Annotated in this window: 19 protein-coding genes; 6 read left to right on the top strand and 13 right to left on the bottom strand. The window is 72.6% G+C overall.

Features of this window, described 5'->3' with window-relative positions; genetic code table 11:
• Nucleotides 1-30 precede the first annotated feature (30 nt).
• Nucleotides 31-576: a winged helix-turn-helix domain-containing protein gene (locus tag H7827_RS04555; protein WP_432742889.1), complete on the top strand. Its 546-nt coding sequence runs from the start codon at nucleotides 31-33 to the stop codon at nucleotides 574-576.
• On the opposite strand, the gene H7827_RS04550 is transcribed toward H7827_RS04555, so the two are convergent.
• From H7827_RS04550 to H7827_RS04495, 12 genes are all read right to left on the bottom strand, one after another.
• The gene (locus tag H7827_RS04550) at nucleotides 549-1418 is read right to left on the bottom strand and encodes a sirohydrochlorin chelatase (RefSeq protein ID WP_432747937.1); all 870 of its coding nucleotides are present in this window, start codon (nucleotides 1416-1418) and stop codon (nucleotides 549-551) included. The genes H7827_RS04555 and H7827_RS04550 overlap by 28 nt on opposite strands.
• Entirely contained in the window at nucleotides 1415-2365 is a 951-nt protein-coding gene (locus H7827_RS04545; protein ID WP_432742887.1) for an ABC transporter permease, read from the bottom strand. The genes H7827_RS04550 and H7827_RS04545 overlap by 4 nt, the downstream gene beginning before the upstream one ends.
• Nucleotides 2352-3161: an ABC transporter ATP-binding protein gene (locus H7827_RS04540; RefSeq protein ID WP_030730525.1), complete on the bottom strand. Its 810-nt coding sequence runs from the start codon at nucleotides 3159-3161 to the stop codon at nucleotides 2352-2354. Before H7827_RS04540 ends, H7827_RS04545 begins: the two co-directional genes overlap by 14 nt.
• 40 nt (nucleotides 3162-3201) lie before the next feature.
• The gene (locus tag H7827_RS04535) at nucleotides 3202-4308 is read right to left on the bottom strand and encodes an ABC transporter substrate-binding protein (protein ID WP_432742885.1); all 1107 of its coding nucleotides are present in this window, start codon (nucleotides 4306-4308) and stop codon (nucleotides 3202-3204) included.
• Between the two features lie 219 nt (nucleotides 4309-4527).
• Nucleotides 4528-5856, bottom strand: coding sequence for a sulfate adenylyltransferase subunit 1 (locus tag H7827_RS04530; protein ID WP_432742883.1), 1329 nt, complete (start codon nucleotides 5854-5856; stop codon nucleotides 4528-4530).
• Nucleotides 5856-6767 (bottom strand): sulfate adenylyltransferase subunit CysD, encoded by a 912-nt coding sequence (gene cysD / locus H7827_RS04525; RefSeq protein ID WP_030730533.1) that lies wholly within the window; start codon nucleotides 6765-6767, stop codon nucleotides 5856-5858. Before cysD ends, H7827_RS04530 begins: the two co-directional genes overlap by 1 nt.
• Nucleotides 6764-7321 carry an adenylyl-sulfate kinase gene (cysC, locus tag H7827_RS04520; protein ID WP_386536878.1) on the bottom strand — a complete coding sequence of 186 codons (558 nt, stop codon included), beginning with the start codon at nucleotides 7319-7321 and terminating at the stop codon, nucleotides 6764-6766. The genes cysD and cysC overlap by 4 nt, the downstream gene beginning before the upstream one ends.
• A gap of 56 nt (nucleotides 7322-7377) precedes the next feature.
• On the bottom strand, nucleotides 7378-8079 hold the full coding sequence (locus H7827_RS04515) for a phosphoadenylyl-sulfate reductase (protein ID WP_432742881.1): 702 nt from the start codon (nucleotides 8077-8079) through the stop codon (nucleotides 7378-7380).
• Complete coding sequence (locus tag H7827_RS04510) at nucleotides 8076-8255, bottom strand: hypothetical protein (protein ID WP_030730543.1); 180 nt, start codon at nucleotides 8253-8255, stop codon at nucleotides 8076-8078. Before H7827_RS04510 ends, H7827_RS04515 begins: the two co-directional genes overlap by 4 nt.
• Nucleotides 8252-9946 (bottom strand): nitrite/sulfite reductase, encoded by a 1695-nt coding sequence (locus tag H7827_RS04505; RefSeq protein ID WP_432742879.1) that lies wholly within the window; start codon nucleotides 9944-9946, stop codon nucleotides 8252-8254. Before H7827_RS04505 ends, H7827_RS04510 begins: the two co-directional genes overlap by 4 nt.
• A gap of 326 nt (nucleotides 9947-10272) precedes the next feature.
• A complete protein-coding gene (locus H7827_RS04500) occupies nucleotides 10273-10890 on the bottom strand; it encodes a GNAT family N-acetyltransferase (protein WP_432742877.1) in 618 nt (205 codons plus the stop codon).
• Nucleotides 10891-10920: 30 nt separating this feature from the next.
• Entirely contained in the window at nucleotides 10921-12573 is a 1653-nt protein-coding gene (locus H7827_RS04495; protein ID WP_432742875.1) for an acyl-CoA dehydrogenase family protein, read from the bottom strand.
• Nucleotides 12574-12590: 17 nt separating this feature from the next.
• On the opposite strand from H7827_RS04495, the gene H7827_RS04490 reads away from it, so the two are divergent.
• The 4 genes from H7827_RS04490 to H7827_RS04475 all read left to right on the top strand — a co-directional run bounded on the left by H7827_RS04490 (nucleotide 12591) and on the right by H7827_RS04475 (nucleotide 18165).
• Nucleotides 12591-14027, top strand: coding sequence for a YihY/virulence factor BrkB family protein (locus tag H7827_RS04490; protein ID WP_432742873.1), 1437 nt, complete (start codon nucleotides 12591-12593; stop codon nucleotides 14025-14027).
• Nucleotides 14020-14901, top strand: coding sequence for a helix-turn-helix domain-containing protein (locus H7827_RS04485; protein WP_386536894.1), 882 nt, complete (start codon nucleotides 14020-14022; stop codon nucleotides 14899-14901). Before H7827_RS04490 ends, H7827_RS04485 begins: the two co-directional genes overlap by 8 nt.
• Nucleotides 14902-15075: 174 nt before the next feature.
• Nucleotides 15076-17478 carry an endopeptidase La gene (gene lon, locus H7827_RS04480; protein ID WP_046725035.1) on the top strand — a complete coding sequence of 801 codons (2403 nt, stop codon included), beginning with the start codon at nucleotides 15076-15078 and terminating at the stop codon, nucleotides 17476-17478.
• A gap of 225 nt (nucleotides 17479-17703) precedes the next feature.
• The gene (locus H7827_RS04475) at nucleotides 17704-18165 is read left to right on the top strand and encodes a PPOX class F420-dependent oxidoreductase (RefSeq protein WP_432742870.1); all 462 of its coding nucleotides are present in this window, start codon (nucleotides 17704-17706) and stop codon (nucleotides 18163-18165) included.
• A 37-nt stretch (nucleotides 18166-18202) separates the two neighbouring features.
• Here the strand turns inward: H7827_RS04475 and H7827_RS04470 are convergent, their stop codons facing one another.
• Nucleotides 18203-19288, bottom strand: a complete 1086-nt coding sequence (locus H7827_RS04470; protein WP_432742867.1) for an epoxide hydrolase family protein — start codon at nucleotides 19286-19288, stop codon at nucleotides 18203-18205.
• Between the two features lie 91 nt (nucleotides 19289-19379).
• On the opposite strand from H7827_RS04470, the gene H7827_RS04465 reads away from it, so the two are divergent.
• Nucleotides 19380-19856: a MarR family winged helix-turn-helix transcriptional regulator gene (locus tag H7827_RS04465; protein ID WP_432742864.1), complete on the top strand. Its 477-nt coding sequence runs from the start codon at nucleotides 19380-19382 to the stop codon at nucleotides 19854-19856.
• The last annotated feature ends 72 nt before the right edge of the window (nucleotides 19857-19928 follow it).

Raw genomic sequence — 19928 nt, 5'->3', positions numbered from 1 at the left:
CTCAGTGACCTCCGGAAAGGCACCGACCGCATGACCGTCCAAGGCTTCGACCGCCCCATATCCGTGCAGGAGCCGATCATGCCGCAGCTGACCACACCCCTGTCAGACCTGTCCGACATGACCATCACCGTTGTCCCCGAAGGCGTGGACAGCTCCGTACCGCTGGTCGGCTATCTGGTCCTCGCTCCCGCGGGCACCCAGCTGTCCGAGCTGATCTCGCTGCCCGCCGCCCACGCCGCCGCGCCCGCCGCCCACGCCGCCGCGCCCGCCGGCCGGGCCGAGCGCGGCCCGGGCATCACCATCGACGAGGACGAGCGCACCGCCCGCGTGGACGGGACACCGCTGGAGCTCACCTACCTGGAGTTCGAGCTGCTGTCCCATCTGATGCGGCACCCGCACCGCGTGTACAGCCGCGAGCAGTTGGTCTCCACCATCTGGGGCTACGGCCCGGTCGGCGACCAGCGGACCGTGGACGTGCACGTCGCGCGGCTGCGCCGCAAGCTCGGCGCGGCGTACCGGGAGCGGATCGTGACGGTCCGGCGGGTGGGCTACAAGTACGTGCCCGCCGCGCGGTAGGCGACCGCGTTCGCCTCGTCGTACCGCCGCAGCAGCAGGGCCGCCAGCTCCGGGGCGGCGCCCAGCACCGGCGCCAGGGCGTCCGCGCCGGCCTCCCGGGCCCCGGCGGCGATCCGGGCCGGCAGCCGGCCCGGCGCGATCACCAGCGGGGCGACCAGCACCCGTTCGATGCCGTCCGCGCGCAGCGCGCGGACGGCATCGGCCGTGCCGGGCGGCGCACCGGCCGCGAACGCGGGCCGCACGGCGCCCCAGCCTCCGGCACGCGCCCACCGGCGCGCCAGGGATCCCACCGCCTCGATCGCCGCCGGATCGGAGGACCCGGCGGCGGCCAGCACGACGCCCGTGCGGGACCGCGCGCGATGACCGGGCGAGGGGCACCGCGCGGTGGCCGGGGCCGACAGCGGCCCGGGCCACCGCGCACCGGGGATCCCGGCGCCGGTGACGTCCGGCACCCGCGCGCCGTGGTCCAGCACCTCGGCCCGGGCCAGCCGGCGTTCCAGCGCCGCGAGCAGCAGGGGATCGCCCCCCAGCACCTCCGCCCGGCGGACCGTCATGCCCGGCAGCGCCCCGGCACAGGCGGCCAGGGCGGCCGGGATGTCCGTCTTCGCGTGGTAGGCCCGGGTCAGCAGCAGCGGCACCGCGGTCACCTCCCGCTCGCCGTCCCCGTACAGACCCGCCAGCGCCTCCCGCACCCGGGGGCCGTTGAACTCCAGGAAGCCCACCGTCACCCGGAGCCCGGGGCGCAGCGACCGTATCCGCGCCGCGAGCGCGTGCACGGTCGCCGCGTGCCCCGGGTCCCGGCTGCCGTGGGCGATCAGCAGCAGCGGGGCCGCGCCGGTCAGTTGTTCCTCGCCAGCAGACCGCGGCTGCGCAGCACGCGCCGCTCCAGCGGGGAGAAGAACAGCAGATCGATCGCGATCCCCACCAGCAGGATCAGGATGATGGTGGCCAGCACCCCGGACATGTTCTGCATCTGCCGGAAGCCGTCCATCAGCTGACCGAGCCCGGTGCCCAGCTTCGCCGAGTTCACGATCAGCTCCGCCGCCATCAGCGAGCGCCAGGAGAACGCCCAGCCCTGCTTGAGGCCGGCCAGATAGCCGGGCAGCGCGGCCGGCAGCAGGATGTGCCGCACACTGGTCAGCCCGCGCGCGCCCAGCATCCGTCCGGCCCGCAGATACAGCGGCGGGATCTGGTCCACGCCCGCCACGATGCCGTTCGCGATCGAGGGCACCGCGCCCAGCAGCACCACCGTGTAGATCGTGGCGTCGGTGAACCCGAACCAGATCAGCGCGGCCGGCACCCAGGCGATGGACGGCAGCGACTGGAGCCCGGTGAGGATCGGCCCGATCGCCGCCCGCACCACCTTCACCCGCGCCACCAGCAGCCCCAGCGGGGTGCCGACCGCGATGGCGATGGCGAAGCCCAGCACGCCGCGCGAGACGCTGGTCCAGATGTATCCCAGCAGGACCCCGTCCAGCCACATCTTCTCGATGGCGGCCCACACGTCCAGCGGGCCCGGCAGGATGTAGTCCGGCTTGATCTCCGCCGCGTACGCCAGCTGCCACACCGCCAGCACCAGCGCCACCGCCACCAGCGGGGGCACCAGCTTGCTCAGCAGCAGCCGCCCCAGCGGGAGCCGTTCGTCCGCCGCCCTGGTCTCCAGGGCGTCCAGGCCCGCTTCGAGGCCCGCCAGGTCCCCGTGGTGGCCCCCGGCCGGCTCCGCCGGTTCGGCGGTCTGCGCGGTCTTCGCGGTTTTCCCGGTCCCGTCCGTCTTCTCAGTGCTGACCATGGCGCCGGATCTCCCCCCTCAGCTGGTCGGTGATGTCCACGGACAGCGCCGACACCGCGGCGTCCTCGATCCGCCGCGGCTGCGGGATGTCCACCCGCCAGGTACGGGCGATCCGCCCGGGCCGGGAGGACAGCAGCACGACGCGCTGCGCCAGCCGCACCGCCTCCCGTACGTTGTGCGTCACGAACAGCACCGAGACGCCGGTCTCGGACCAGATCCGGGTCAGCTCCTCGTGCAGCACGTCGCGGGTGATGGCGTCCAGCGCCGCGAACGGCTCGTCCATCAGCAGCAGGCTGCTGTCCTGGGCCAGTGCCCGCGCCAGCGCCACCCGCTGCCGCATGCCGCCGGACAGTTCGTGCACCCGCTTGCCGTAGGAGCCGGTCAGCCGCACCAGTTCCAGCAGCCGTTCGGCCTCCGGACGCCGCTCCGCCTTGGGCAGACCGCGCAGCCGCAGCGCCAGCTCGATGTTCTTGCCGGCCGTCAGCCACGGGAACAGCGCGTGTTCCTGGAACATCAGGGCCGGCCGGCCCCCCGGGACCGAGATGGTCCCGGAGGTCGGCGCGTCGAGCCCGGCGACCAGGTTCAGCAGCGTCGACTTGCCGCAGCCGGACGCCCCGAGCAGGGTCACGAACTCGCCGGGTGCGACATCGAGCGAGATGGTGTCCAGGACGAGCTGCGCCCGTCCCGCCCGGCCGAAGGACTTCGACACCTGGTCCAGCCGTACGGCCGGGGTGTCCGCGGCCCCCTCCCGGCCCGTGGGGGCCGGTGCGTCCGATGTGTTGAGTGCGGTGGCCATCGCTGTCACCTCGTGGTCGTCGAATCTGCGGGAGAGGTCGTCACTCGACACCGAGGCCGCCGTCGCCGACCGGGTCCTGGCCCTCCTCGGCCAGCACCTTGTTCAGCAGCGAGAGGTCGTAGATCCCGTTCAGGTCGACCTCGTCCAGCAGCCCGGCGTTGACCGTGCTCTCGGCGCTGACGCGCAGCGAGTCGGCCAGCGGGTCGTTCAGGAACTCCACGTGGTCGAAGGCCGGGTCGAGGACCTCCTGGGGCAGCTCACTGCCGCCGGGCAGGGCGGCGATGGCGGTGTTGAACTGCTCCCTGGCCTCCTCGGGGTGCTCGTTGATCCAGGCGTTGGTCCGCACCACCCCGCGGATGATGGCCTCCACGACGTCCGGGTGCTCCTCCAGGAAGCTCTGCGAGGCGATGACATGGGTGACGACGTACTGGCCGTTCTCCCACAGCTCGCCCTCGTCCAGGATCTCCACCGCGCCCTGGGCGACCAGCCGGGCGGCGGTCGGCTCGGGCACCCACGCGCCGTCGATGTCGCCGCCCTCGAAGGCGGCCGGGATCTCGGCGTTGGGGACACGGACGACGTCCACGTCGCCGGCGCCGGTGCTCGCGTCGACCTCGAAGCCCTGGTCCGCGAGGTAGCTCAGCAGCGCGACGTCCTGGGTGTTGCCCAGCTGCGGGGTGGCCAGGGTCTTGCCGGCCAGGTCATCCAGCCCGGAGACCCGGTCGGGGTTGACGACCAGGGAGGCGCCGCCGGAGGCCGCCCCGGAGACGATCCGCAGGTTGCGGCCGCCGGACTGGGCCCAGCCGTTGATGGCCGGGTTGGGGCCGATGAAGGTCACGTCGATGGAGTCGCCGTTGAGCGCCTCGATGGCGGAGGGGCCGGCGTTGAAGACGGAGGGGGTGAAGCCGGTACCGCCCAGCTCCTGGGCGATCAGCCCGCCGTCCTGGAGTCCGATGACGGCGGTGGCGTGGGTGATGTTGGCGAAGTAGCCGATGTTGACGTTGTCGGTGGACAGCTTCTCACCGGTTCTCTCCTGCGAGGTCTTCTTGCCCTCGTCGGAGGAGTTGGAGCCGTAGCCGCAGGCGGTCGCGCCGATGAGCAGCGGGGCGACGACGGCGGCGGTCAGCAGGGAGCGGCGCGCGGTGGTCAAGGGGGAGTCCTCTCGCGAGACCGGACGGCGTGCCGGGGCGGCACCGGCCGGTTGGGGTCGCCTCCCGGCCGGAGGCAGCGGGAGGGTCGTACGGGACGGGCGGCGTGGGAGCTCAGTGGTCCGCACATCGCGCGATCCCGCCGTGGCCGGCGCCCAGCGCGCCGCTGCCGACCCGGCCGCCCTCCTTCGCGAAGGTCGAGAAGACATCCTTGAGCATGATCAGAAGTCCCACCCCTCGTGGTCGGCGGGCGTGCCGGGGGCGCCGGCACCGTCCGCCGCCGGGGCCGCGAAGGCGTCGCCCGCCATGCCGGCGGTGAGGGTGGAGCCGTCCGCGGGGTCGATCAGCAGAAACGATCCGGTGGTCCGGGAGACGGCGTACGGGTCCAGCGGCAGCGGCTCCGAGGTGCGCAGCACCACCCGGCCGATGTCGTTGGCGGCCAGCTCGCCCGGCACCGGGTGCGGGGAGAGGTCGTTCAGGGTGAGCCGCGAGGGGATCTCCTTGACGATCGCCTTCACGGTGCGGGTGGTGTGCTTGAGCAGCACCCGCGCTCCCGGGGTCAGCGGCCGGTCGTGCAGATGGCACACGGTGGCGGTGATGTCCTGGGTGGGCAGCGGCCCTTCGCCGGCCGGCACCAGGACGTCACCGCGTGAGATGTCCAGGTCGTCGGCGAGCGTGACGGTGACCGATTGCGGCGCCCTGGCCTCGTCCACCGTGGTGCCCAGCGCGTCGATGCCCGCGACCGTGCTGGTGCGACCGGCGGGCAGGACGGTGACCGGCTCGCCGACCCGCAGCACTCCGGCGGCCAGCCGCCCCGCGTACCCGCGGTAGTCGGGGTGCTCGGCGGTCTGTGGCCGGATCACGTACTGGACCGGGAAGCGGGCCGGCCCGGTGGCGGGCCCGTGGTCCACCGGCACGGTCTCCAGGTGCTCCAGCACGGTGGGGCCGCCGTACCAGTCCATGTGCGCCGAGGGGGTGACCACGTTGTCCCCGGCGAGCGCCGAGATGGGGATCGCGGTCACGTGGGGGATGCGCAGCGAGGCGGCGTACGCGCCGAACTCACCGGTGATGTCCGCGAAGACCCGCTCGGCGTAGCCGACGAGGTCCATCTTGTTGACGGCCAGCACGACGTGGGGGACCCGCAGCAGGGCGGCCACGGCGGCGTGCCTTCGGGTCTGCTCGACGACGCCGTTGCGGGCGTCGACCAGGACGACGGCGAGATCGGCGGTGGAGGCGCCGGTCACCATGTTGCGGGTGTACTGCACGTGCCCCGGGGTGTCGGCCAGGATGAACCGGCGCCGGGGTGTGGCGAAGTAGCGGTAGGCGACATCGATGGTGATGCCCTGTTCGCGCTCGGCGCGCAGCCCGTCGGTGAGCAGCGCCAGGTCGGGGGTCTGCTGTCCCCGGTTGCGGGAGGCGGCCTCGACGGCGGCGAGCTGGTCGGAGAGCACCGACTTGGAGTCGTGCAGCAGCCTGCCCACCAGGGTGGACTTGCCGTCGTCGACGGATCCGGCGGTGGCGAAGCGCAGCAGGGAGGTGGTGTCGGTCATCAGAAGTACCCCTCGCGTTTGCGGTCCTCCATGGCGGCCTCGGACAGCTTGTCGTCGGCGCGGGTGGCGCCGCGCTCGGTGAGGCGGGAGGCGGCGATCTCGGCGATGACCTGCTCGATGGTCTCGGCGTCCGACTCGACGGCGCCGGTGCACGACATGTCGCCGACGGTGCGGTAGCGGACCCGGCGGCGTTCGGTGCGTTCGCCGTCGCGCGGCCCGCCCCAGTGGCCCGGCGCCAGCCACATGCCGGAGCGGGCGAACACCTCCCGCTCGTGGGCGTAGTAGATGGCGGGGATCTCGATCTTCTCCCGGCCGATGTACTGCCACACGTCCAGCTCGGTCCAGTTGGACAGCGGGAAGACCCGTACGTGTTCGCCGGGCGCGTGCCGTCCGTTGTACAGCTGCCACAGCTCGGGGCGCTGGCGGCGCGGGTCCCAGCCGCCGAACTCGTCGCGCAGCGAGAACACCCGTTCCTTGGCGCGGGCCTTCTCCTCGTCGCGCCGGCCACCGCCGAACACGGCGTCGAAGCGGTGCGCGCGGATGGCGTGCAGCAGCGGCACCGTCTGCAGCGGGTTGCGGGTGCCGTCGGCGCGCTCGCGCAGTTCGCCGCGGTCGATGAACTCCTGTACGGAGGCGATGTGCAGCCGCAGTCCGTGCTGGGCGACGATCCGGTCGCGGTAGTCCAGAACCTCGGGGAAGTTGTGCCCGGTGTCCACGTGCAGCAGGGTGAACGGCACCGGCGCCGGGGCGAACGCCTTCAGCGCCAGATGCAGCATGACGATGGAGTCCTTGCCACCCGAGAACAGGATCACCGGGCGTTCGAACTCCCCGGCCACCTCCCGGAAGATGTGGACCGACTCCGACTCCAGCACGTCCAGGTGGGTCAGCGCGTACGATTCGCCGACGCTCATGCCAGCAGCCCCCGTTCCGTCAGCAGCTCGTACACGGCGTCCGCCGACTCGCTCACGCCGCGGTCCTGGGTGGCCAGCCGCAGATCGGGGGCGGCGGGTTCCTCGTAGGGGTCGTCGACCCCGGTCAGCCCGGAGAGTTCGCCCGCGGCCTGCCGCGCGTACAGGCCCTTCACATCACGCCGTGAGCAGACCTCGACCGGCGTGGCCACATGCACCTCCAGGTACGCCGTGCCGCCTTCCTCGTGCCGCCGGCGCACCTCCGCCCGGGTGTCCGCGTACGGGGCGATCACCGGGACCAAGGCCAGCACCCCGTGCGAGGCCAGGAGTTCGGCGACGAAGCCGATGCGCCGCACATTGGTGTCGCGGTCCGTGCGTCCGAAGCCGAGCCCGGCGGACAGGAATTCGCGGATCTCGTCACCGTCCAGCACCTCCACCCGATGGCCCTCGTGCTCCAGCCGGGCGCCCAGCGCCCGGGCGATGGTGGTTTTTCCGGCGCTGGGCAACCCGGTCAGCCACACGGTGGCGCCGCCACTGCCCTGACCCTGCTCGCTCATCGAGTCCTTTTCTCCCACTCCCGGACGTCCGCTGTCATCTGTGTTCAACTGCGCCATCAGCCGTGCAGTCCGCATTCGGTCTTGGCGCGCCCGGCCCAGCGCCCGGCGCGGGCGTCCTCGCCGGCCCGCACCCGGCGGGTGCACGGCGCGCAGCCGATGGAGGTGTAGCCGTCCTGGAGCAGCGGGTTGGTGAGCACCCCGTGTTCGGCGACGTAACGGTCCACGTCGTCCTGGGTCCAGCGGGCGATGGGGGAGACCTTGACCTTGCCGCGGCGCTCGTCCCAGCCGACGACCGGGGTGCCGGCCCGGGTGGGGGACTCGTCGCGGCGCAGCCCGGTGGCCCACGCGTCGTACCCGGCCAGCCCCCGCTCCAGCGGGGCCACCTTGCGCAGCGCGCAGCAGCGGTCGGGGTCGCGGTCGTGCAGCGCGGGGCCGAACTCGGCGTCCTGTTCGGCGACGGTGCGCAGCGGGGTGAGGGTGATGAGGCGGACGTCCATCACCGCTTCGACCGCGTCGCGGGTGCCGATGGTCTCCGGGAAGTGGTAGCCGGTGTCGAGGAAGACCACGTCGACGCCCGGGTGCGCCCGGGAGGCGAGATGGGCGACGACGGCGTCCTCCATGGAGGAGGTCACGCAGAACCGCGGGCCGAAGGTGCCGGTGGCCCAGCGCAGGATCTCCAGTGCCGGGGCCTCCTCCAGTTCCCGGCCCGCCCGTTCGGCGAGCGCGCGCAGTTCGGTGGCGGTACGGGGGGCGCTCATATCGGTTCCTCTCCCGGCGGTCGCTGCCGCAGCCCGCTCGCCAGCAGTCCCAGGAACGACAGCCGGAAGGCGCGGTTGCAGGCCGCGCACTCCCAGGCGCCGTGCCCTTCCTCGGAGGGGCGCAGGTCCTCGTCGCCGCAGTAGGGGCAGTAGTACGGGGCGGCCCGCTCGCTCATGACAGCGCCTCCGCGTCGGCCCGCGCCGCCCACGTCGCGAAGGACTCGCCCTCGGCGCGCTGTTCCTCGAAGGCGCGCAGCACCCGCTCGATGTAGTCCGGGAGTTCGGCGGAGGTGACCTTCAGGCCGCGCACCTTGCGGCCGAAGCCGGGCTCCAGACCCAGCGATCCGCCCAGGTGCACCTGGAATCCCTCGACCTGCCGGCCCTCGGCGTCCGTCACCAGCTGGCCCTTGAGCCCGATGTCGGCGATCTGGATGCGGGCGCAGGAGTTGGGGCAGCCGTTGATGTTGATGGTGAGCGGCTCGGTGAAGCCCGGCAGCCGGCGCTCCAGTTCGTCGATCAGCGAGGCGCCGCGGCCCTTGGTCTCCACGATCGCCAGCTTGCAGAACTCGATGCCGGTGCAGGCCATGGTGCCGCGCCGGAACGGGGAGGGCCGCGCGGTCAGGTCCAGCGCCGCCAGGCCCTCGGTCAGCGAGGTGACGCGGTCCTTTGGGACATCGAGGATCAGCATCTTCTGCTGCACGGTGGTCCGCACGCGGCCGGAGCCGTGCGACTCGGCGAGGTCGGCGATCTTCGCCAGGGTCGTCCCGTCCACCCGGCCCACCCGGGGGGCGAAGCCGACGTAGTACCGGCCGTCGCGCTGCGGGTGCACCCCGATGTGGTCGCGCCACTGGTCCACCGGGGCGGCGGGGGCGGGGCCGTCGGCCATCCGGCGCAGCAGGTACTCGTCCTCCAGCACCCGCCGGAACTTCTCCGGACCCCAGTCGGCGATCAGGAACTTGATCCGGGCCCGGGTACGCAGCCGCCGGTAGCCGTAGTCGCGGAAGAGGCCCACGACTCCCTCGTACACGTCGGCGACTTCTTCCAGCGGCACCCAGGCGCCCAGCCGCACCCCGATCTTGGGGTTGGTGGACAGTCCACCGCCCACCCACAGGTCGAAGCCGGGGCCGCGTTCGGGGTGCTGGACGCCGACGAACGCGATGTCGTTGACCTCGTGGGCCACGTCCTGCTGCGGGGAGCCGGAGATGGCGGCCTTGAACTTGCGCGGGAGGTTGGAGAACGCCTTGTTGCCGATGACGCGGCGCTGGATCTCCTCGATGGCGGGGGTGCCGTCGAGGATCTCGTCGGCGGCGATGCCGGCCACCGGGGAGCCGACGATGACGCGCGGGGTGTCGCCGCAGGCCTCGGTGGTGGACAGGCCCACGCCCTCCAGGCGGCGCCAGATCTCCGGCATGTCCTCGATGCGGATCCAGTGGTACTGGATGTTCTGCCGGTCGGTGATGTCGGCCGTGCCGCGGGCGAACTCCTGCGAGACCTCGGCGATCACGCGCAGCTGGGCGGTGGTCAGCCGGCCGCCGTCGATGCGCACCCGCAGCATGAAGTACTCGTCGTCCAGCTCCTCCGGCTCCAGGACAGCGGTCTTGCCGCCGTCGATGCCGGGGCGGCGCTGCGTGTACAGCCCCCACCAGCGCATCCGGCCGCGCAGGTCGGCGCCGTCGATGGAGTCGAACCCGCGCTGCGCGTAAATGGTCTCGATGCGCGTCCGTACGTTGAGACCGTCGTCGTCCTTCTTGGTCTGCTCGTTCGGGTTGAGCGGGGTGAAATGTCCTGCGGCCCACTGGCCTTCGCCGCGGTGGCGTCCGGCTTTGCGGCGGTTGGGGGCAGCGGACTTCTTCGCGGGCTCGGACATGCTTCGTTCGTCCTTCGGCAGGCGGCAAAGAGGCTCTGACCCACAAGGGGCCGCGCGAAAGCGGCGGAACGGGGCAGAGTCGACGTCGGGCAGCCGGTTGTCAGGGAGACACACCGGGGAAGGGCGGCCGGCGCGCGGTGGCGCTCAGCAGTGCGGACACATGGCGCTGCACATGCGACCGAGGTCGATGTGGCGCCTGCTCACCAGGGCGGTTCCAGCTCGCGACATGCCGGTCAGCGTCGCACGGGCGCTGTCGGGCAGTCCAGAGTCGTCCGTGATGTGGACGGATGAGTCTCATATGCAGAGACGTGCTGGTGAGAGCCCCGTTATGCGCCCGGCCAGGGCCCGGGCTGCGCCGCGTACGGTTCCTGGCCGACCTGGGTGTCGTACAGCCGGAAACCGCGCCGCCGGTAGTTCTCCAGGGCGTGCTCCCCGTCCTGCGAGCAGGTGTGCACCCACACCCGCCGGGTCGGCTCGCGGTCCGGCCACCGCCCGGCCAGATCCCAGGCGCGGGCGGTGCCCTCGGCGAGCAGCAGCCCGCCCAGGCCACGGCCCCGGAAGGCGGGCAGCAGCCCGAAGTAGCTGATCTCCACCACCCCGGCGTCCTGGGCGGTCAGTTCGACGAAGCCGCCGGGGGTGCCGCACTCGTACACCACCCAGGTCTCCACCCCCGGCCGCTCCAGATGCGCCCGCCACCGGGCCAGGTCCCACGGCAGCCGGTCGGTCCAGGCGACGTCCTGGCCCACCGCCGTGTACAGAAAGCGGCTGAACTCGGGGCTGGGCACCGCCGCCCGCTCGATCCGGACCTCCGCGCCGGGCGCCGGACGGCGGGCCGGGCCCGGCTCCCGCGGCTCCGTCTGCTCCAGGTACCAGGTGGTGACGGTGACACGGGCGGCGGGGGCGCCGGCGTCGCGGGCGGGGTCCGGGGGCGGCGAGGTGCTCATTCCCGTCATTCCATCACAGGCGCCCCACCCCTACCGGGGCAGCGCCCGCTCCACCACCGCCTCCAGGTCGAGCCCCTTCGGCAGCGTCCCGAAGGCGAGCCCGCCCTCCCCGCCCAGCCGCGAGGCGCAGAACGCGTCGGCCACCGCCGCCGGGGCGTACCGGACCAGCAGCGACCCCTGCAGCACCAGCGCCAGCCGCTCCACCAGCCGGCGCGCACGCCCCTCGATGCCCTCCAGGTCCGACAGCTCCGTCAGCACGTCCTTGATCGCCGCGTCCAGCCGGTGGTCGGCGCCCGAGGAGTGCCCCACCTCGGTCAGGAACGCGTTCAGCGCCATCGGCTCACGCTGCAACGCCCGCAGTACGTCGAGGGACTGCACATTGCCCGCCCCCTCCCAGATCGAGTTCAGCGGCGACTCGCGCAGCAGCCGCGGCATCCCGGACTCCTCCACGTAGCCGTTGCCGCCCAGGCACTCCAGCGCCTCCACCGTCAGCGGGGTACAGCGCTTGGTCACCCAGTACTTGGCCGCCGGCACCGCGAGCCGCAGCAGATGCCGCTCCGAGGCGCTGCCCGCCGCCGCCCGGTCGTACGCCGCGGCCAGCCGCATCGTCAGCACGGTCGCCGCCTCCGACTCCAGCGCCAGATCCGCCAGGACGTTGCGCATGAGCGGCTTGTCGATCAGCGCGCCGCCGAACGCCGAACGGTGCTCCGCGTGATGCACCGCCTGGGTCACCGCCTGCCGCATGATCGCCGCGGACCCGGCCACACAGTCCAGCCGGGTCGCCGCCACCATCCCGATGATGGTGGCCACCCCGCGCCCCTCCTCGCCGACCCGCCACGCCAGCGTGGAACCGTCGAACTCCACCTCGGCGGAGGCGTTGGAACGGTTGCCCAGCTTGTCCTTCAGCCGCTGGACGAGGAAGGTGTTGCGGCTGCCGTCCGGCAGCACCCGGGGCAGCAGGAAACAGGTGAGGCCGCCGGGCGCCTGCGCCAGCACCAGGAACACGTCCGACATCGGCGCCGAGCAGAACCACTTGTGACCGCGCAGCGCGTAGGCCCCGTCCTCCTGGAGCGGTACGGCCTCGGTCGTGTTGGCCCGGACGTCCGAGCCGCCCTGCTTCTCCGTCATCCCCATCCCGGCCAGCACCCCCGCCTTGCCGGCCGGCGGGCGCAGCCCCGGCTCGTACACCGTGGAGGTCAGCAGCGGCTCCCACGCGGCGGCCAGTGCGGGCTCGGCGCGCAGCGCGGGCACCGCGGCGTGCGTCATCGACAGCGGACAGCCGTGCCCCGCCTCCACCTGCGACCACACCACGAACGCGGCGGCGCGCCGCAGATGGCCGTCCGTACGCGGCCACGCCGCCGTCAGGCCGGCGGCCACCCCGCGCTCCAGCAGCCGGTGCCAGGACGGGTGGAACTCCACCTCGTCGATCCGCTCGCCGTAGCGGTCGTGGGTGCGCAGCACCGGGGGATTCTCGTTGGCCAGCCGCCCCCACTCCTGCGCCTCCCGCGAGCCGGCCGCCCGGCCCAGCTCGCTCAACTCCGCCGCGCTGCGCGCCTCCTGCCCGGGGTCACCGCTGTGGCGCTCCACCGCCTCCCGCAGCGCGGCGTCCGCGCCGAAGACGTCGTGGCCCACCAGGGGCGGAACTTGGTTGGTCACCCGGTGCGTGCTGGAGGTGGAGGTCATGCGGTTACGTTATGCGCGTGAACGCCGAACAGTCAGCACCCATACCGGAGGGACAGCGCAGGCAGCGCGCGGCGGAGCGGGGGGAAGCACCACGGGGGACGACCGGGGACGGGGCGCGGGGCCGGACGCCGGACCCCGGGCCCGGCACGGAGCACGACAGACAGGACAGACGCGACACAAAGCAGGAGAAGAAGCGGGAGAAACAGGAGCGCAGACGCCTCGGACGCCCCTCGCGCAGCGCCGTCTACCGCAACATTCCCAAGGGCAGGCTCTCCTGGCTGCTGCTGAAGGACACCATCACCTCCTGCTCGGAGCACCGGGTGATGGGCATGGCCGCCGAGGCGGCGTTCTTCACCCTGCTCTCCCTGCCCCCGCTGCTGCTGGGCCTGATCGGGCTGCTCTCCAGCCTGGACGCGGTGGCCGGCACCACGGCGCTGCCCACCGTGCGCGGCCACATCCTGGAGCTGTCCGGGGCGATGCTCTCCGACCGGGGCGTGGACGAGGTCATCACGCCGCTGATCAACGATCTGGTCTCCGGGCCCCGCCCCGACGTGATGTCCTTCGGCTTCATCGTCGCCCTGTGGTCGGGCTCGCGGGCGATGAACGTCTTCGTCGGCACCATCACCGTGATGTACGGGCTCGACGGCCACCGCAACCCGGCCACCACCCGGCTGCTGGCGTTCTCCATGTACGTGGTCAGCATGGTGGTCGGCGCGATCGCCGTGCCCGCCATGGTGATCGGCCCCGGCATGGTCGCCGAGTGGGTGCCGCAGCTGTCCGGGGCGCTGCGCTACACGTACTGGCCGCTCCTGCTGCTGCTGTGCGTCTCCTTCCTCACCACGCTGTACCACGTGTCGGTGCCGGTGCGGTCGCCCTGGCGCGAAGACATCCCCGGCGCGCTGGTGGCGCTGACCATCTGGGCGGCGTGCGCGTACGCCCTCAAGGCGTATCTGCGCGCGACGGTCGAGGGGCCCAGCATGTACGGGTCGCTGGCGGTGCCGGTCGCGATCCTGCTGTGGCTGGCCCTGTCCGCCTTCGCCGTGCTGGTCGGCGCCGCGCTGAACGCCGCCGTGGACCGGATCTGGCCCACCGCCACCATCGCCGCGGCCCGTGCCGAGAGCGAGCGCGCCCGCGCCGCAGCCGCGGCGGCGATGGTGGCGGCCGTCAAGTCCCGCCGTTCGCGGGCCGAGGCACAGGGCATCCCGGAGCCGGACGATCCCATGGTGACCGCGCGCCGCTGGGCGAAGGCGTGGCAGCGCGGGGAGCTGCGGGAGGAGCTGGAGCGCATGCGCCGGGCGGGCGACGACCGCCGCCGGCGCATCCGGGGCACCGACCGCCGGGGCGCCAAGTCCGTCACGGTGCGCGCCGGATCGCGGGGTAAGGGTTCTAGTACAGTGAGGCGTTCGCGGCTACGGCATGGGAGCGGACATGGGCGTGACAAGAGCCGTGAGTGAGCGCGTCGGGGGACCCCTGGACGACCGCAGATCCGGGCCCACCGTCCCCCGCATGATCCTGGGCGCCAGGCTGCGCAAGCTGCGCGAGGCCCGCCGGATCACCGGCGCGGAGGCGGGCGAGGTGATCCGCGCCTCGCACTCCAAGATCAGCCGGCTGGAGATGGGCCGCACCGGGTTCAAGCTGCGCGACGTGGATGACCTGCTGACGTTGTACGGGGTGACCGACTCCGCCGAGCGCGCCACCCTGCTGGCACTGGCCCGGCAGTCCAACACCCCCGGCTGGTGGCACGCGTACCACGATGTGGTGCCCAGCTGGCTGAACGTCTTCCTCGGCCTGGAGCAGGCGGCCGTGGTCATCCGTACGTATGAGCAGCAGTTCATCCCGGGACTGCTCCAGACCGAGGGATACAGCCGCGCCGTGCACCGGCTCACCCCCGAGCCGCAGGACGGGCTGCTGGAACGCCGGGTCGAGCTGCGGATGGCCAGGCAGCGCATTCTGCACCGGCCGGGCCCGCCCCATCTGTGGGCGGTGATCGACGAGGCGGCGCTGCGCCGCTCCATGGGCAGCGCGGCGATGATGCGCGAGCAGCTGGGGCATCTGCTGGAGATCTCCCGGCTGGCGCACGTCAGCATCCAGGTGCTGCCGTTCTCGGCCGGCGGGCACGCGGCGGTGGGCGGCCCGGTGACGGTGCTGCGCCCGCCGGGCGCCGAGCTGCCCGACGTGGTGTACCTGGAGCAGCTGAACGGCGGTGTCTACCCGGACAAGCCCGCCGAGATAGAGCAGTACCGGCACGTGATGAACCAGGTCGTGCTCCAGGCCGAGCCGCCGGCCGCCACCGCCGCCTTCCTGGAGCGGCTGCTGCGGGAGAGCTGACCGGCCCGCGCGTCCGGGCACGGTCACCCGCGCGGTTCCCCGGCGCGTGCCCGTGCGGGGACGCGTACGGTCCCGCTCTGATCGCTCACAGCGAACGTCCGGCCTCCGGGGAACATCCCGCCGCCCTCCGGCATTGAGTGCAGTGAACTCAACTTGTCTGCTGAGGGAGAGGTCATGGCACCGACATCGTCATCCGACACACTCACCCTGCCCGTGCTGCCCCTGGACGACGAGGTCGTGCTGCCCGGCATGGTCGTCCCGCTGGAACTGTCCGACCCCGAGGTCCGCGCCGCGGTCGAGGCCGCCCAGGCGGCGGCCCCCGCCGGTGAGAAGCCCCGCGTCCTGCTGGTGCCGCGGATCGAGGGCTCCTACGCCGCGACCGGCGTAGCCGGCCGCGTCGAACAGGTCGGCCGGCTCTCCGAGGGCGGCCCCGGCGCCCTCATCCGCGGCCTGCGCCGGGTGCGGATCGGCTCCGGCACCACAGGACCCGGCGCCGCCCTGTGGGTCGAGGGCACCCCCGTCGCCGAGGAGCAGCCCACCCCGCTGCCCGGCGCCGTCACCGAGCTGATGAAGGAGTACAAGGCCCTGGCCACCGCCTGGCTGCGCCAGCGCGGCGCCTGGGAGGTCGTCGACCGGCTCCAGCAGATCGAGGACCCCGGAGCCCTGGCCGACAACGCCGGCTACTCCCCGTTCCTCACCACCGAGCAGCGCCTGACCCTGCTGGAGACCACCGAGCCGGTCGAACGGCTGCGGCTGGCCGTGCGCCTGCTCAGCGACCACCTGGCCGAACAGGATGTCGCCGAGTCCATCGCCAAGGACGTCCAGGAGGGCGTCGACAAGCAGCAGCGCGAATTCCTGCTGCGCCGCCAGCTGGAGGCCGTCCGCAAGGAACTGGCCGAACTGAACGGCGACGCCGCGGACGAGGGCGAGGACTACCGCGCCCGCGTGGAGTCCGCCGACCTCCCCGAGAAGGTCCGCGAGGCGGCCCTGAAGGAGGTCGACAAGCTGGAGCGCTCCTCCGACGCCTCCCCCGAGGGCAGCTGGATCCGCACCTGGCTGGACACCGTTCTCGAACTGCCCTGGAACCACCGCACCGAGGACGCCTACGACATCACCGGCGCCAAGGCCGTCCTGGACGCCGACCACGCCGGGCTCACCGACGTCAAGGAACGCATCACCGAGTACCTGGCCGTGCGCAAGCGCCGCTCCGACAAGGGCCTGGGCGTCATCGGCGGCCGGCGCGGCGGCGCCGTCCTCGCCCTGGTCGGCCCGCCCGGCGTCGGCAAGACCTCGCTGGGCGAGTCCGTGGCCCGCGCCATGGGCCGCAGCTTCGTCCGGGTCGCGCTGGGCGGCGTCCGCGACGAGGCCGAGATCCGCGGCCACCGCCGTACGTACGTGGGCGCCATGCCCGGACGCGTCGTGCGCGCCATCAAGGAAGCCGGGTCGATGAACCCCGTCATCCTGCTGGACGAGATCGACAAGGTCGGCAGCGACTACCGGGGCGACCCCTCCGCCGCGCTGCTCGAAGTGCTGGACCCGGCCCAGAACCACACCTTCCGCGACCACTACCTGGAGGTCGAACTCGACCTGAGCGACGTGGTCTTCCTGGCCACCGCCAACATGCTGGAGGGCATCCCGCAGCCGCTGCTGGACCGGATGGAACTGGTGCAGCTCGACGGCTACACCGAGGACGAGAAGGTCACCATCGCCCGGGAGCACCTGCTGCGCCGCCAGCTGGAGCGGGCGGGCCTGGACCCCGCCGAGGTGGGGGTGACCGACGGCGTGCTGCGCAAGCTGGCCGGCGAGTACACCCGCGAGGCGGGCGTGCGTTCCCTGGAACGCTCCCTGGCCAGGCTGCTGCGCAAGGTCGCCGCCCGCAACGAGCTGGGCGAACTGACGCTGCCGCACACCGTCACCGAGGACGATCTGCGCGGCCTCATCGGCCGTCCGCACCACACGCCGGAGGCGGCCCAGTCGCCCGAGCAGCGGCGTACGGCGGTCCCCGGCGTGGCCACCGGGCTCGCGGTCACCGGCGCCGGCGGCGACGTGCTCTACATCGAGGCGTCGCTGGCGGACGCGGAGACCGGCGGCGCCGGGCTGAGCCTCACGGGCCAGCTGGGCGACGTCATGAAGGAGTCCGGCCAGATCGCCCTGTCCTACCTGCGTTCGCGCGGCGCCGAACTGGAACTGCCGGTCGGTGACCTCAAGGAACGCGGCGTCCATCTGCACATCCCCGCCGGGGCGGTGCCCAAGGACGGCCCCAGCGCCGGCATCACCATGACCACCGCGCTGGCCTCGCTGCTGTCCGGGCGCCAGGTGCGGCCGGACGTGGCGATGACCGGTGAGGTCTCGCTGACCGGCCGGGTGCTGCCGATCGGCGGCGTCAAGCAGAAGCTGCTCGCCGCGCACCGGGCCGGCATCACCACGGTGATCATCCCGCAGCGCAACGAGCCCGATCTGGACGATGTGCCCCGCGAGGTGCTGGCGGACCTTGAGGTGCACCCGGTCACCGATGTCCGCCAGGTGCTGGAGCTGGCGCTGACCCCGGCCGGCACCGAGGTGGCGATGGCCGCCTGATGCCACGCCCTCCCCCGGCGCCCGCCGGGGGAGGGGCCACTGGTGGACCAGGACGTCTCTTTTGGATCTTCGTGGATCAGTCCGCGTTGTCGGATGCGGTGCATCGCAAGGCGCCGGGCTGCCCTCAGGGTGGTGTCCTTCGGGCAGTTCGGCAACGCAGCGAGGTGCCGCAGCCGGCGGCGCGGCCCTCGAAGATCCAGAAGAGACGGACTAGGGTCGGGCGCCATGAGTCCCTCCATCGCCACCAACACCCGTGTCGAACTTCCTGAACTGCTGGAGTTCGTCCGCCCCAGGCACCGCGCCATCCTGCTCACCCGGCGCGCGGACGGCACCCCGCAGGGCTCCCCGCTGACCTGCGGGGTGGACGACGACGGACGGATCGTGGTCTCCACGTATCCCGAGCGCGCCAAGACGCGGAACGCCCGCCGTGACGAGCGGGTCTCCCTGATCGTCCTGTCCGACGACTGGAACGGCCCCTGGGTCCAGGTCGACGGCACCGCCGAGGTGCTGGACCTGCCCGAGGCATTGGAGCCGCTGGTCACCTACTACCGCAACATCGCCGGCGAGCACCCGGACTGGGACGAGTACCGCGCGGCGATGACCAAGCAGGGCAAGTCCCTGATCCGGATCACCCCCACCCACTGGGGCCCGATCGCCACCGGCGGCTTCCCGGCCCGGCCGGCCTGACCCCGGTCGCCTCGTGCGGTCCGGGAGATGTGCCCGGTCAGGGCGCGATGCGGGTGAGGAAGAAGTCCCGGACGTCCCGGGCGAACAGCTCGGGCACCTCCATCGCGGCGAAGTGGCCGCCGCGCTCGAACTCCGACCAGTGCCTGATGTCGTACCGCCGCTCGGCCAGCGGTCGCACCGACTGCGTGATGTCGTGGGCGAACACCGCGACGCCGAGCGGCACCGGACACGACGGGATCCGCCGCGGCGCCTCGCGGTGCAGCCGCGCCGAGGAGGCCGCGGTCGCGGTCAGCCAGTACAGGGAGATGTCGGTGAGCATCCGCTCGTCGCCGACCGGCGTGCGCGGGTCGCACCACTGGGCGAAGCGCTCCGCGATCCAGGCGAGCTGACCGACCGGGGAGTCGGTCAGGGCGTAGCCGAGGGTCTGCGGAGTGGTGGCCTGCAGGGCCTGGTACGGGGGACGGGCGGCCATCAGTTGCCGCACCCGGTCGAGCCGGGCTTCCTCCCCGTCCGTCAACGCGATCCCGGCATCCGGGTCCGGCGCGGTCGGCAGGTAGTTGACGTGGACGCCGACGACCCGCTCGGGTGCCACCGCACCGAGGGCGAGCGAGATGGCCGAGCCGAAGTCGCCGCCCTGCGCACCGTAGCGCTGGTGGCCGAGACGGCGCATCAGCTCGGCCCAGGCCCGGGCCACGCGCACGATGTCCCAGCCCCGTTCGTGGGTCGGTCCCGAGAAGCCGTAGCCGGGGAGGGACGGGATCACCAGGTGGAAGTCGCGCGAGAGCGGCTCGATCACATCGAGGAATTCCAGGAACGATCCGGGCCAGCCATGGGTGAGAATCAGCGCGAGCGCGTCCGGCTTCGTGGACCGGACGTGGACGAAATGAATGTTCTGGCCGTCGATCTCGGTGGTGAAATGGGGAAGTTCGTTGAGCGCGGCCTCCTGCGCGCGCCAGTCGTAGCCGGTGCGCCAGTACTCGGCGAGCTCCCTCAGCCGTGCCAGCGGAAAGCCGTAGTCCGTCCCGGCATCGGCGACCTCGTTGGGCCAACGGGTGCGGGAGAGACGATCCATCAGATCGTCGAGGTCGCTCTGGGGTATGTCGATGCGAAACGGCTGGATCATGATCTTCACTCCATGAGGAATCACGTGCGACATGAACGTTAGTGCCACTAACGAAATTAGACCGTTAGTGTCACTAACGCAAGGAGGATGGATGAGCCCGACCCCAGAACCCACGCCGACCCGCCTGCGCGCGATCCCCAGCCGCCTGCTCGCCGGGATCACGATCGTTGCCGACCGGCTCGTCGGTGAGCGCCTGGCGGCCGAAGGCGCTCACAAGTGGCACTTCGCCGTGCTCGCCGCACTTTCCGAGCCCGGCGCCGCCAGCCAGGCCGGACTCAGTCGCCGCACCGGCATCTACCGCAGCGACATGGTCGCCGTCCTCAACGACCTCGCCGCCGCCGCGTACATCCACCGCGAACCCGATCCCGCCGACCGCCGCCGCAATGTCATCACCCTCACGCCGGCCGGCAGCCGCAGGCTGGAGCGCCTCGAACAGCTCATCGCCGACGCCCAGCAGGAACTCCTCGCCCCCCTCACCCCCGGCCAGCGGGACGAATTCACGCACCTGCTCACCGTCCTGCACGAGCACCACCGCCCCCCGCACCCCGGTGCGCCCGCCGGGCAGTAGCCCGTACACGCCGTCCCGGAGTGGACCCCACCGCCTCCGGCGCGGGCCCCGCCCGCCGCGACCCGCAGCGTT

It is taken from the genome of Streptomyces sp. JH002, assembly GCF_050916115.1.
GTDB lineage: Bacteria > Actinomycetota > Actinomycetes > Streptomycetales > Streptomycetaceae > Streptomyces > Streptomyces xiamenensis.
The sequence above is the reverse complement of the archived record's forward strand: the minus strand, read 5'-3'. Positions and strand labels throughout refer to the sequence as shown.